This is a genomic window from Hyalangium versicolor (genome assembly GCF_020103695.1).
Classification (GTDB): domain Bacteria; phylum Myxococcota; class Myxococcia; order Myxococcales; family Myxococcaceae; genus Hyalangium; species Hyalangium versicolor.
Window position 1 is genome coordinate 127,880 of record NZ_JAHXBF010000002.1, and the last position, 12,981, is coordinate 140,860.

The 12,981-nt window shown below is 66.0% G+C and carries 11 protein-coding genes; 2 read left to right on the plus strand and 9 right to left on the minus strand.

The annotated features are described in order from the left end of the window. Positions 1–144: 144 nt before the first annotated feature. Positions 145–1,062, plus strand: a complete 918-nt coding sequence (locus tag KY501_RS04055) for an HNH endonuclease (RefSeq protein WP_224361181.1) — start codon at positions 145–147, stop codon at positions 1,060–1,062. Between the two features lie 549 nt (positions 1,063–1,611). On the opposite strand, the gene KY501_RS04060 is transcribed toward KY501_RS04055, so the two are convergent. From KY501_RS04060 to KY501_RS04095, 8 genes are all read right to left on the minus strand, one after another. After that, entirely contained in the window at positions 1,612–2,001 is a 390-nt protein-coding gene (locus tag KY501_RS04060) for a hypothetical protein (RefSeq protein WP_224361182.1), read from the minus strand. 146 nt (positions 2,002–2,147) lie between these two features. Next, positions 2,148–2,711, minus strand: a complete 564-nt coding sequence (locus KY501_RS04065) for an imm11 family protein (RefSeq protein WP_224361183.1) — start codon at positions 2,709–2,711, stop codon at positions 2,148–2,150. 10 nt (positions 2,712–2,721) lie between these two features. Continuing rightward, a complete protein-coding gene (locus KY501_RS04070) occupies positions 2,722–4,077 on the minus strand; it encodes an AHH domain-containing protein (protein ID WP_224361184.1) in 1,356 nt (451 codons plus the stop codon). Between the two features lie 11 nt (positions 4,078–4,088). Continuing rightward, the gene (locus KY501_RS04075) at positions 4,089–4,853 is read right to left on the minus strand and encodes an AAA family ATPase (protein WP_224361185.1); all 765 of its coding nucleotides are present in this window, start codon (positions 4,851–4,853) and stop codon (positions 4,089–4,091) included. Between the two features lie 54 nt (positions 4,854–4,907). Beyond that, complete coding sequence (locus KY501_RS04080; RefSeq protein WP_224361186.1) at positions 4,908–6,584, minus strand: DUF1501 domain-containing protein; 1,677 nt, start codon at positions 6,582–6,584, stop codon at positions 4,908–4,910. A gap of 20 nt (positions 6,585–6,604) precedes the next feature. Continuing rightward, positions 6,605–8,944 (minus strand): carbohydrate-binding domain-containing protein, encoded by a 2,340-nt coding sequence (locus KY501_RS04085; RefSeq protein ID WP_224361187.1) that lies wholly within the window; start codon positions 8,942–8,944, stop codon positions 6,605–6,607. A 173-nt stretch (positions 8,945–9,117) separates the two neighbouring features. Then, the gene (locus KY501_RS04090) at positions 9,118–10,383 is read right to left on the minus strand and encodes a hypothetical protein (RefSeq protein ID WP_224361188.1); all 1,266 of its coding nucleotides are present in this window, start codon (positions 10,381–10,383) and stop codon (positions 9,118–9,120) included. Then, positions 10,380–10,742, minus strand: coding sequence for a hypothetical protein (locus tag KY501_RS04095; RefSeq protein WP_224361189.1), 363 nt, complete (start codon positions 10,740–10,742; stop codon positions 10,380–10,382). Before KY501_RS04095 ends, KY501_RS04090 begins: the two co-directional genes overlap by 4 nt. Positions 10,743–10,782: 40 nt before the next feature. Here KY501_RS04095 and KY501_RS04100 point away from each other — a divergent pair, with 40 nt between their 5' ends. Then, on the plus strand, positions 10,783–11,649 hold the full coding sequence (locus KY501_RS04100; protein ID WP_224361190.1) for a 50S ribosomal protein L11 methyltransferase: 867 nt from the start codon (positions 10,783–10,785) through the stop codon (positions 11,647–11,649). Between the two features lie 6 nt (positions 11,650–11,655). On the opposite strand, the gene KY501_RS04105 is transcribed toward KY501_RS04100, so the two are convergent. Beyond that, on the minus strand, positions 11,656–12,933 hold the full coding sequence (locus KY501_RS04105) for an MFS transporter (protein WP_224361191.1): 1,278 nt from the start codon (positions 12,931–12,933) through the stop codon (positions 11,656–11,658). Positions 12,934–12,981 lie beyond the last annotated feature (48 nt).

Below are 12,981 nucleotides of genomic sequence, written 5' to 3' on the forward strand. Positions count from 1 at the left end.
ACATCCGTACTACCTCCTCATTGCATCTCCCAACCTGCCGAGTCCTTCAACCTTGGCCGCTGAAAACCTCCACTGCGGGGCATGGAGCCTCAGCGTGCCTGGTTGGCGCTCTCTCTAGGAGCAGAGCGCGAGTATGCAGGGAACGTGGGATATGACGATGACCTGGACAAGGTCTACCGCTACGACAGCTTCGTCCCGAACCACAAGCAGATGGCCGAAGGAGACCTGCTGATCCTGTGCGACCACGATGCGGTTCTCCGCGTCGCACAGGTGACCCGACTCGTCACTCGGGAAGGCAGCAAGGAGTTCAGACGCTGTCCCGAGTGCAACATCGCGACCATCAAGGTCCGCAGCAACACTCGCCCCCCTTATCGGTGCAAGGCTGGACACGCGTTCGATACCCCGATCCTCACCTATAGACCTTGCACTCAATACGAGGCGCACTTTGACGGCACGTGCCGCAAGGTCCCCGAACGCATTCCAGTCGAGCAGGTGCGGCAGGCTTGCCTCAAGTACAACGGGCAACTGGCCATCCAGCGCCTGGACCTGACGCGATTGCGGGGAGATTCCAGGAGGCTCGTCAACCTGGCCGAGTCGGTTCGCGATTCACATCAGGGCATTGTCCTGTTTGCCCACGACGCCTCAGAAGATCCCTATGTGCTCGATGAGCAGGACAAGCGCGAGCTCATCGCACGGCAGATTCGCGCGCGGCGCGGACAAGCTGCATTCCGCCAGGCACTCCGTAAGCGCTTTGGAGACACCTGTGTGGTGACTGGATGCAGGCTTCCGGACCTGCTCGAAGCAGCACACATCTCGCCCTATCGAGGTGTCAAGGATCACCATCGCGCCAACGGACTGCTGCTGCGAGCTGATATCCACACGCTCTTCGATCTCGATCTGCTCGGCATCGATCCAGACACGCTCCAGCTCAGCCTGCATCCCAAAGTCCAAGGCATGGGCTACGACCACCTAGCAGGCAACCTCCTGGGCTGTAAGCCCGGTCTGGTGAGCCGGGAGGCCCTCAAGTCCCGCTGGGATCGTTTTCGGTCGAAGCTACCGTGAACGGCTGCCTGCCCACGCGCAGCCACAGTCCACTGCATGCTTCTCTGTAGCATCTTCGTCCGTCGAGAAGACAAGGCACGAGTCGCATCGCTGTACCTCACGCCCACGCAGGCCACTCGTCATGTGCAGCCAGCCCTTACCTCCACAGTCCAAGCAGAAGGGGCCGTTGGTCTGCCCTGGGGTTTCCTGACTGACCAGGACGTCCGCCAGTTCCTCCAGGCGGTAAGCGAACAGTGCGCCCCAACGCGCACCCGAGCGCAGTACCTCCGCCAACGACGCCACCAGACATTCGCGATACCGCGAAGCTGCCGTGCAGGTCTCCGTTCGCTTCTCGCTCACCTCCAACCAGTAGCTCATCTCAAGGGTGCATTCAACCCACTACGTTAGCAGGCTTCTACATACCTACTACGTAGGAGACAGCGCTGGAACCGAATCATGCGGCAATCCCCTGCATCCAGAGCTGGAGGCCAGCCCCCTCCGCGCGCAACGCGCCAACTGGTATGACAAGCATGCCGGTTCAGCCAGAGCGCGCCGCCCCAGGGCCTGCTCTCAGCTTCTGCGAAGCGTCCGGAGACGCCAGAGGCCCAGGGCCGTCGCCAAGGTGCCCAACCCCACCACCAGGTAGAGCACCTGGAGCCAGTGGGCGGCGCGCAGCATCACCATCTCCGTCACGATCCACACCGTGAGCGAGCCGCCTCCCATCACCGCGAGGAACTCGCTCCACCTGTGACGCCTCAGCACGAGCACTCCCGCTATCAGGTTGAGCACGCCCACGAGCCAGAACAGCAACAACCCAGGCACGAAGAAGTCGTGGAACGGGCTGTGTTCCAGCATCGACAGGGGCATCCGAATCACAGGCCCCGTGCCATCCGGCCAGCCTGCCAACTCGATGCCGCCCCAGATGGCGGTCACGCCCGTAAAGAGATCAAGTGCTCCCACGAGCCGCCTGAGGAATCCACGGACACGGCCATTCGATACCGACAGCCTATCCCTGTTAGAGGCGACTGCAGAGAGTTCATCCGCCACGGCGTGCCCCCAGTCACTCACAGCTTTCTCGTCCCGCCAGTCGCCTGCCCGCAACGAGGCTACACAGGCTTGAACCTCACTCCCGTGCATCCCAGGTGCTCAAGTGCTTCCTTGAGCTCATGGGAGATGATCAGGGCAACTTCCCATCCATCGGGGCGAAACACCTTGGCGCTGCCTGCTCTGGCCTCATCAATGTGCAGATCATCTATCGAGATATATTGGCCCACCATCTCGGGTATACCGTGTTCAGGAGTCCAGAACCGTACTCCCGATAGCTCCTCGTTGATGCAGGGAATGAGACGTGTGGCGACGAGAATCGAGTACTCCTCGGGTCGTCCCTCAACCTCCACCGGGATCAACTGCACGTCTTCCGGGGCCAGCTCCGCAAAGAGGGCAGCAGCCTTCACGTGGACGACCGCGACGCCTATGCCAGCCTCCGAGAAGTCCAATGGAGTTCCCCTCTGCTCGACAGGGACTTTCAAGCGCCCCTCGATACTCACCGGTCTTCCGTTCGTGAACCGCTCACTCTCCAGCTTGAGGCCTGTACCATCAACAGGGGTTCCCAGATGCCAGCGTCCCGGAAACTCCACGTCATCGCACAACTCGAAGAAGCGCCGAGGCATGAAGTCGCACCTACAGCGGTTCGGTTCGGGTGACGAGTCGATTCAGTTTCGTACCCGGCGTAGCGATCTGGCTGGCAAGTTCCCGCAGCGCACTCGTCAACCGCAGTCGACAATCGGCGACCGAACGACAGTTGGCTGTCGCCCTGCGCAGCGTCTGGTACACCATCTCGTGATACTGCTGGGGATGCGGTCCCCTATGACCTGAAATGGGGAGTTCGTTCGTCAGATCGTCCAGTTCCATCCCCGCTTTGGCAAAGATTTCTCGGAAGCGCGGCGTCCATGGTCCGCCACGTGCGGTGGACTTGTCGTTGCAGATGGTCGCGATGTGATGGGTCTGGACGCAGGGATCCTCTCCGCCGCTGGGCCGTCCCGCCATCGCCACAGCCCCCGGCGGCAACACGACGCGCACGCCCTCCGCCGTGACAGCCAGTTCCTCCACCTCTGCCAGCGCCGGTAGCGAAAGCCCCATCTGGGTCTCCGCCTGCACAGCAACCTGTGCCGAGCCCGGCAGCGTCGGCAACTTCGACGCGAACCCCTGTGCCGTCTGCCCGATCGCCGCCATGACGAGCATCACCAGCGCACGCGCCGATTCAGTCCCAATCACCTTTCCGAAGCGCTCCCCCGCGTCGCGGATCTCTTCGAAGGTACGGGCTGCCTTCACGTCCTCCATCAACCGGTACCAACCGCTGATCAGGCTGTGAAGCGTCTCGTAGCCCACGTACAGCACCAACCCGACTCCAATCGCCGCTACCAGCCCGGGCGCCAGAGGGTTGAGCACCAGGATCAGCAGCATGGACGCTCCCGCCCACAGAGCCGCGCCGAAGACAGCTCGGAAGTTCGCCATGTCCCCCAGTGCCCGCTTCATCTCGTCCAGCACCGGGCTCTTGCTCAGCGCCAGCGCCCACACGTAGCGGCCCTGCATGTCCAGGTAGCGCCCGCCCACCAACGCTCCCCCGAGACAGTCGCCATAGAAGCCGTGCACGCTCCGGCACCACAGCCTGTAGCGCTCAGCCGTGTCGCGGTCTTCCTGCGTCAGCGTGCCTTCCCAGGCCTCTCCAGGTCCCGCTGGTACCAGCTTCTTGTCCCGCTGCAGGTAGAGGTAGTTGCCACTGAGCGCATCCATCTGAAACGTCTGCTCCACTGTCTCGCGCGGAGTGCCGGGCAGCCGTACGGTTTGCGCCAGAGGTCTGAGGGCTTGCTGGAACTCCGCTTTCTCCACGGGCACGGGCTGCAGCGAGGAGGCACGGGGGATATGGAGGAGGGTCTTCCCTTGCGGGCCTCTCTCCACGCGGACTACCTGCGGAACGCCGCTGCACGCGATCGAGACCACCAACAACCACAGCAAACCTGCCCGATACAGAGTCATGAACGGCTCCTTCACTCCTCCAGCAACCGGCGCAGGTACGCCTCCCGATTCAACAGGAAGTCCCGCGTGAGCGAGTAGTGCTCCGTCTCCTCGTACTCCACCTGCTTCAGCCCCTGCTCCGACAGGTGGTAGATGCGCGCGTTCGGATACGCCAGCAACAGCGGCGAGTGCGTCGAGATCACGAACTGGCAGGAGCTCTTCACCAGCTCATGCATCGCCCTCAGCAACGCGAGCTGGCGCTGCGGCGACAAGGCCGCCTCCGGTTCGTCCAGGAGATAGAGCCCGTTCGCCCAGAAGCGCTCCTTCACCAACGCCAGGAACGCCTCGCCATGGGACATCTCGTGGTGGCTGATCCCTCCATGGCCCGCCAGCGCGTCCAGGTTGTTCTCGATCTCCGTCGCGACGTTGAAGAAGCTCTCCGCCCGGAGGAAGTACCCCGTCTTCGGCCTCCGTATCCCTCGCGAGAGCCGCAGGTACTTGTGCAGGTCGGACTCGGACCGCCGCGTCGCGAAGTTGAAGTTCCGGCTCCCACCCTCCGCGTTGAAGCCCGCCGCGACCGCGATCGCCTCCACCAGCGTGGACTTCCCGCTCCCGTTCTCTCCCACGAAGAACGTCACCTGCGGATGCAACTCCAGCGTCTCCAGGCCCTTCACGGCCGGAATGGTGAACGGGTACTTCCCCAGGTCCGGCACGTTCTCGCGCAAGAACGTCACCGAGCGCAGGAAGGTATCCATCCCGCCCGTGAAGCCACCCTCTGACTGACTCTTCCGTGCCATCGCGACCGGGAGCCATACCACTCAACAGGCTCACCGGTCAGCGAGGGCCTCCACTCACGGCTTCTTCACGAACGTCATCGCCGGCCGGTCGTTCTTGCCCTTGCCCGCCGTGCGCAGCGCCACCGGATCCAGACCCGACAAATGCAGCGCCGTCGAGTACACATGCCCCGGGTCCGAGATGAAGCTGTTCGCGTTCTTCGTCCGCCCGGAGATCAGCAAGCCCGTGTCCGGGTTGTACGCCGGGTCCAGCGTGCCGTCCGGCATCATCGGGATGCCCTCCAGCGACACGCTGCCCACCCGCCCGAACTGCGTGTTGCCCTTCACCGTGCCTCCCAGGAACGCCACGCTGCTCACGCGCCAGTGCTGGCAGCAATCCTGGTTCATGATCTCGTCGTACTTCTGCGTGTCCGTCAGCCCCGTGTTCGCCAGGATCGCCGCCACGTCCCCGCTGATCGTCCGCCCCATCTCCGAGGCCAGGACGATCGTGGTGTAGTCGAAGTAGCTCTTGCCCGAAGTCCCGTACTGCGTGGCCTTCAGCTTCGCCACCAGCGTCTTCAGCGGAGCCCACAGGTTCTTCCGCATCGTGGCCGCCTGGTCCGCCTGCCCCTGGTTGCTCATGATGAAGCGGCGATCCCGGTGCGAGTCGTACAGCCGCAGCCCGCGGTTCTCGATGAAGAAGCCGATGGACAGCCCCTTCGTCATCATCTCGTACGTCATCATCGCCTGGACGTTGGTGTTCGGCGTCTCCTTCGAACGGGCCGGGTTGCCGTTGATGGAGGAGGCCTCCGTCGTCTCGTCCGCGGAGGTGATACCGAACTCGGCACGCAGGTTCGCGTCCGTGAACATCGCCGCCGGGTTGATGGTGACGTTGGTGCCCCCCGTCAGGGCCTTGTGGATCGTCAGCGCGGAGGAGAAGGCGCGCACCGACTCGCCGTTCTTCTCCGCCAGCAGGTTGGCCTGCAGGTTGTCCGTGAACTGGCGGATGCGCTGGTTGCGCTGCCCCTGCGACACGCTGCCCAGCGACATGAGCCGGTTGCGCATGTCCGTCGGCGTCTTGCCGTACTGCGTGTGCGCGTGCACCGGCCCCAGCTTCTCGTAATAGCCCGTACCCTCCGGATACGACGGCACCGACAGCTCGCCGTCCGACAGCCAGCGGTGCCAACTGAGATGCGGCAGCAGGTAGCCGTTGCCGTAGGCCTCGCAGAAGGCCTGCATCACCGTGCGCTCGTTCGGCTGCCGGTACGCCGACAGCGATGCGCTGTAGCGCCCGTAGTGGTACTCCCACCGTCCGCCCGAGTGGAACGTATTCCCGTTGTGGCTCGACACCACCGCCATGTCCGGGAACAGTGACACCGCGTCCTCGGCCAGGTACCCGTATTGGATGTTGCCCGCCGTCTTCGGCGGGTTGAGAGGCGAAGTGCCGTAGCCCTTCGGCCGGTACAGGTGCTGGCTCCACGAGGGCGTGGGCGTCAGCGTGCCCGCGGGGATGACGCGCGTGGCGTCATTCGGCGTGTGGACCGGGTTGAACATCGAGTACCCGTCCCAGCCTCCCTCCTGGAAGAAGTAGATGAGGAAGTGCGGCGTGGCGGACTGCTCGGCGGCAGCGGCCTCGGCGATCCCCAGCTCCTTCGCCGTGCCCGGCACGCCGAAGCTGCGGAAGAAGCGGAGCCAGTCCAAGGTGCTGATCGCGGTGCCAGCGAGCGCGCCGGCGAGGAATTGGCGACGTTTCATGGTGCGCTTCCCTGTAAGGCTCAGCGGTGGGTGTACTCGTTGGAGAGGGCGATCGTCTTCAGCACCGCCTTCAGGTTGCCGTCGCTCTCGTGCGCCACGTCCCAGAGCTTCTTGTACATGACACGCTCATCCTGGGTGTGCCGCATCTCCCGCCCGAAGTAGATCATGTACTGCGCGTTCACCGTGCGGCGGATGAAGGCCTCCTTCTTCACCGCCTGCTGCGCGAAGGCCGGCATGCCCTGCCCCTTGAAGGCGTAGGTGCCCACCAGGCCCCGGTCGCTGTCATCGAGGGTGCGGCCCTGATCATCCGTGGTCCGGTAGGTGCCGTCGTCGTTCCACCGCAGCCGCTGGTGGGACAGCGGCGTCAGCGTCTGGTGGCACGAGAAGCAGATGCTGGTGGGGTCCACCGTGGAGGCCGCCGTCGCAGCCCCGCGCATGTCGAACACCTCCGAGGGAATCTCGAAGATGGAGCCCATGAAGTCCGTCATCACGCGCGCCGCGTAGTTGTAGTGCGGCAGGCCCGGCTTGTTCTTGATGAAGCCCTTCATGGTCAGCACGCCCGTGTGGCCGTGCTCGGCCGGGCGCGACACCTTCGCGTAGTCCGCCGACACCGAGTAGTCACCCGTGAGCAGCTCCTGCATCGGCGTGCCCGTGGTGGCCAGGTACGTCCACAGCCGCGCGGGCTCGTCGGTGTCCGCCGTGCCCTCGCTCTCGGTGCGGATGCGCATCTTGTGGAAGTAGTACGAGCGGAACTCCGTGGAGGCCAGGTACCCATCGACCATCTGCTCCCACGTCTTGCTCCCACCCTCGAAGGCCGCCAGCTCCGTGGCGTTGGGCGGCCGGCCCACCAGGTCCTGCGCCAGCTTCACCAGCAGCAGCCGGTCCCGGTCCACGCCCGTGCGCACCTCGTACGAGGGCGGCAGCGTGAACAGGAAGTCCGGCGCACGCATCAGCCCCTCGCACACCCCGCTCCACGCCTTGGGCAGATCCGCCTCGTAGCTCGAGAGATCCTTCACCAGCGTGTAGGCATCCGTCTTCTCCTGCGTGCTGGCCGGGTGGAACAGCATGCGGCGGTAGAGGGTGTCCACCTTGGCCTTGGCCGCGTCCGCGCGCGTGGTGCCCGTGGAGGCCTCCGTGGGGCCGTTCACCTTCAGCCAGTCCACGTACAGGTTGCGATCGCACACGCCCGACTGGTTGTAGTCGTTGGTGAAGGCCACCGAGACCGTGTGCAGCCCCGCCGTCACCTGGAGCGTGACGGCGTGGTCCGCGTACGTCGTGGCCGTCACGGCGAACGTCTTCACCGTGGTGCCGTCCACGCGCAGATCCATGGAAGGCAGGTCCGGGCCGCACTGGCTGCCGTAGGCCCGCGCCGTGAGCACGTACGTGCCGGTGACGGGGAAGTTGTAACCCGTCGTCGTGGTGAGGGTGCCGTTGGTATAGAGGTCCCACCCGGTGGAGGTGCGCTGACCCGTGCTGGGAGTCAGGTCCGCCGTCGTCTCCGCCTCGTACTGCTTGGTGGCGGCCGGTGGCGTGTCGATGATGGACGCCGAGGTGTCCAGGCCCGCGAAGGGCCCCGTCTTGTTGCGCGCCGCCTGGAGGCACACGTCCGCCGCCAGATCATCCAACCCCAGCAGGAAGTCCGGCGAGGCCACGCGCGCCTCGACGAAGTACTGCTCGTAGTCCACGCCGCCGAACAGGCCCACGTGCGAGGCGAACTTGTCCACCCCGCCGCGGATCCAGTCGTCGTTGAACACCTGCTTCACCTTCCCCTTCAACTGCACGTAGCCGAGGAAGGGGTTGTCATAGGTGGCCACCTGCGGCCCCGTGTATGCCTGCAGCAGCGCCGGAGGGAACTCCTCGTCCGGAGGCGTCTGCGGACTGCGCACTTCCACCGCCGCCAGCTGGCAGGTGAGGCTGGCCATCGCGGAGATCTCCTGGGCGCTCCACGCGGGCTGGCCGCGCGGCATGCGCGCGCTCTCATCCGTGGCCACCAGGCGCGACACGATGGAGCCCGGCTGCGTGCTCAGGAAACCCGCCGCGCGCGCCGCGTAGAAAGTCTCCGTCGGGTCCGCGCTCACCTTGAACTGCCGGCCACTCGTGGTGGAGTGGCACGAGACGCACCCCGAGTCCTGGCGCATCATCGCCGGGTACACCACCTGCCCGAAGTCCGCCGAGATCGTCGCCAGGCTCACGCTGGCCGGCACGCTCGACTCCTGGCAGTGCAGCGTCCCCGTCCCATCCACGGGGGGAGGTTGCGGATTCGGGTCGTCGTAATCCGGCCGCCCGCCCACGGAGGGGATCTCCAGGCTGGCCTCGCCGTAACAACCCAGGGTGCTCGCGGCGAGAACCGCCAGGAGCATGTGCAATCGATGGTGGCGGTACGCTTTCACCCTGATCCTCCGGACTCGGAGTTGTCGGGTGAACTCTTCAACAGTTTCCTTGAAAACCAAGACAATTCATAAACCCCTGAGATTATTTGGGGGTCTAAGGCATCGTCAGTGGAATCTTGCGGCAGCGCGATTTGACTACACTGTCAGAGCGCGGTGCGCATCCACACGGCGCGCACCAGCGGGGCCTCCAGCACCCCGAGTCGCTGCCGCCCCATCACCACGCCCACCAATTCCACGCGCGAGCCCCGGGGGAAGTCCTGGGCCCACAAACGGTCCGGCGCCACGAATACCAGCACCCGCGTGTCGCCCACCTGCACCACAGCGATGTTCTGCTCCTCGCGCCGCTCGAGCACTCCGCGCAGCAGCACCGTCTGGCCTTCCAGCGCCGGAGATTCGAGCTTCTCCAGATCCGGGCTGTCCGCCGTGAGCGTGAGCGCCGGCTTGTAGGCCGCCACCGCCTCCTCGAAGGAGTTCACCCTCGGGGCGTCCGGCGGCTCAGGCTGTTCGCCACGCGCGGCCAGCGCCTCGTCCAACGCCTTCAACCGATCCTCCACCGGCGCCTCGGGGATGACCTTGCACGCCGCCACCCGCTTGCGCATCGCCTGGAGGTGCGCGGGTTCTTCCTGGGCGAGCTTTGCCGGATCCAACCGCTCGACCAGCGCGCGGCTGCAGATGCGGAAGGTGGAGAGCAGCTCCTGGTCTTCCTCACTGAGCGCCGCCGGCTCGGTGCCCACGAGGAACCCCACGAAGCCCGTGCCTCGCAATTCCTCCGCCGTGAACTCCAGCGTGCCATTCGTGAGAGGCCGAGGCTCCGGAGGTGCACCCGGCCCTCCAGCGAACTCCACCGTGCCGCTGGCCGGCTGCGGGTGGCAGGGCGCCTCGCGCAGGCTCACCACGGAGTCCGCCTTGCGCGTGTCCGTCTCCTCCCCTGCTCGCAGCGTCTGGATGATGCCCGTGACGAGCGCCGGCGCCCCGAGTGACAGCAGCACCACGCCCCACACCGTGGCCACCTTCCGCGAGGAGGCGCCGTAGTGGCCCTCGCGATCGATGACGTCGCGCTTGGGCTCCGCCGAGAAGAGCGACCGCGCCAGCAGCAGCCCCGCGCCCACCGCCGTGTTCGCCGCTCCGGCACTGATGGCGGGCCCAGCCGAGGGCTCGTAGCGCTCGGTGATGACGTTCTCCACGTACTCCTCGTGCTGCTCGGTGCGGCACATCTCCGAGGTCGCGAAGTGCACCAGGAGCCGAGGCCAGTGCGCCTCCACGTGCGCCGTCAGCATGCGGTCCCCGAGCGCCACGTCCTTGGAATAGGTGCGCAACAGCGGGCCCCGCTCCACACGGCGCTCCGACTGCATGGGCGCGCACCCCACCGTCAGCGCCAGGACTCCGCCGGCCAGTCGCCTCCACTTCATGGCTGGCGCCCTCCCAGGAAGTTGATGACGTCCGGGCAGCTCTGCAGCACCTCCGCCACATCCCCGCAGGACGGCGCCCTGTCCAGGTCGGTGCTCTTGCGCACCAGCGGCAGGCGGCAGCTCAGGATGCGCTCACGTGACGGCGAGGAGAAGGCGAAGTCCTCCGAGGCGCAGCCAGTGCGCTCCTGGAGCGTGGCCTGGCAGTCCCCGGTTCCCAGGGCCAGCTGTTCGCTCACCCCGGCACAGGTCCGCGCCAGACACACGCGGGTGATGACATCCCGACAGAGCGCATCGTCCGGAGCTTCGGGACCGGAGCACGCGAGGGTGAGGGCCAGGGGGCCGAGGACAAGGAGTCTCATGGCTCTTCCACCATAGTCACACCAGGGATAAAGGGCGCGCATGTCCCAGACCTATCTGTCGCTCACCGTGGAGTTGCCCGAGGATCAGTCGGAGGCCGTACAGGACCTGCTCCACGACGCGGGCGCCATGGGCCTCGAGGTGCGTGACCGGGAGGCTCCCCCCATGCCGGGAGTGCGCGGCCCCAACCCGGGCGAGGCCATCGTCATCGCCTACTTCGAGGAGATGGATACCGCCGAGTCCGCCAAGGCCGAGGTCGCCGCGGACCATCCAGACGCCCGCTTGCTGCTGGAGGAGAAGCCGCAGCAGGACTGGAGCAACGAGTGGAAGGCGCTCATCAAGTCCGTGCAGGTGGGGCGGCTCTGGGTGGGGCCGCCGTGGGAGGCGGAGTCGGCGCCCCAGGACAAGATCCGCATCGTCATCGAGCCGAAGATGGCCTTCGGCACGGGCGACCACCCGACGACCTCGCTGTGCCTGGCAGCCATCGATGCGTACATGACCTCGCACCCGGGGGCGAGCGTGCTGGACGTGGGCACGGGGACGGGGGTGCTGGCCATCGCGGCGAAGAAGCTGGGCGCGGGCCGCGTGGTGGGCACGGACAACGATCCGATGTCCGTGGAGCTGGCACACGAGAACGCCTCGGTGAACAACACGCCCGAACTGGAGCTGTCCGGCAAGGAGCTGACGCAGGTGAAGGGCCCGTTCGATCTGGTGGTCGCCAACATCCTGGCGAACACGCTCATCGCGCTGGCACCGCTGATTGGGCCCAAGGTGAAGGAGCGGCTGGTACTGGCCGGAGTGCTCGCGCACCAGAAGGCCGAAGTGGAGGCGGCGTACCGCGCCCAGGGGCTCATCCCCGAGGCGGGTGCGGCCCAGGGCGAGTGGGTGCGGCTCGACTTCCACCGGTGAGCGAACTCAGGCCGTGGTGGGCTGCGGCTTCTTGCGCAGGAAGAGCAGGAAGAGCAGCCCCATCCCGGCGATGCCTGCGAAGGTGATGAGGCCATCGAAGACGATGCTCCCGCGAGTGCCCATGCCCAGGAAGGTCGAGGCGTGGCCGTCGAGCGCGGTGACGTAGCTGATGGCGAAGTTCGAGGCGGCCACGAAGAGCGTGTACTTGGTGGTCACCGCCGCACCCGAGCTGACCATCTCCAGCACCATGCCGGCGAAGGCGGCGAAGCCCATGCCGTTGGCGAAGCTGTAGGCGAGCGCTCCGACGATGTACGTCGTCGGAGTCATCGGCCCGGCGGACATGGCGAGCGCGCACAGGCCGGTGAGGCCTCCCATGATGGCGTAGTTGAGCTTGCGGTTGATGCGATCCGAGATCCATCCGCCCAGCAGCGAGCCAACCGCGCCGGTAATGCCCATGCCCAATCCGTTGACCCATTCCACGACATGCTCGGGGGCGTGGTAGTCGCCCGCCATGGCGCTGAAGAGGTTGGTGAGGGCGCCGCAGCTCACAGGCATGAGGCACAGCACGAGCATGATGAGGCCGTCCCGGCTGAAGGCCGTGCGAAAGAGGTCGGCCAGGATGCCCTTGGTACGCTCCCAAGTTGCACGCAGCGCGGGGACGGACTGCCCGGCCTTCTCTCCCGGCCGCTCGATGATCCAGAAGATGCCAGCGCTGCTGGCGAGCACGAGCACGGCCAGGATGATGCCTGTCACCGCGCGGGAGTGGGAGCTGGCGAGGCCGATGGCCAGTGCACCGATGAGGCTCGTGGAGCCCACGTTGCCAGCCATCTGCCAGCCCCCCGCGCGCCCCTTGTCCTCGATGCGGGTGGTGATGGCCATGAGCCCGTTGAGCGCCGCGTGGGCGGTGGTCGCGGCGGCCTGAAGGGCAGTGAGCAGCAGGGTGTAGACCCCGAGGTGCTTCGAGGGCTCGGGGAGAACCGAGCACGCCAGGAGCAGCACCGCGGTGAGCAGCGTGGAGACGCCGTACCAGACCCGGCGCCAGGGCCCCAGATCGATGAGCGGCACCCAGAGGAGCTTCCAGGCGTGGGGAGAGAAGGCGGTCCCCGAGAGCACGCCGATCTCGGCGAGGGGCATCCCGTCCTTCGCGAGCCAGTAGGGCACGGCCACCTGGAGGTAGCCCACGGCGGCGCCAAATTGGATCTCGAGAAGGCCGAACAAGGGAGGCCAGGACCAGCGCTCATCAGTGGTGGCAGTGGCGGGGAGGGCCGTCTCGGTCTCGATCAAGGAGCTCTCACGGGAGGATGGAGGGCCGGAGTATATGCACAAGAGAGG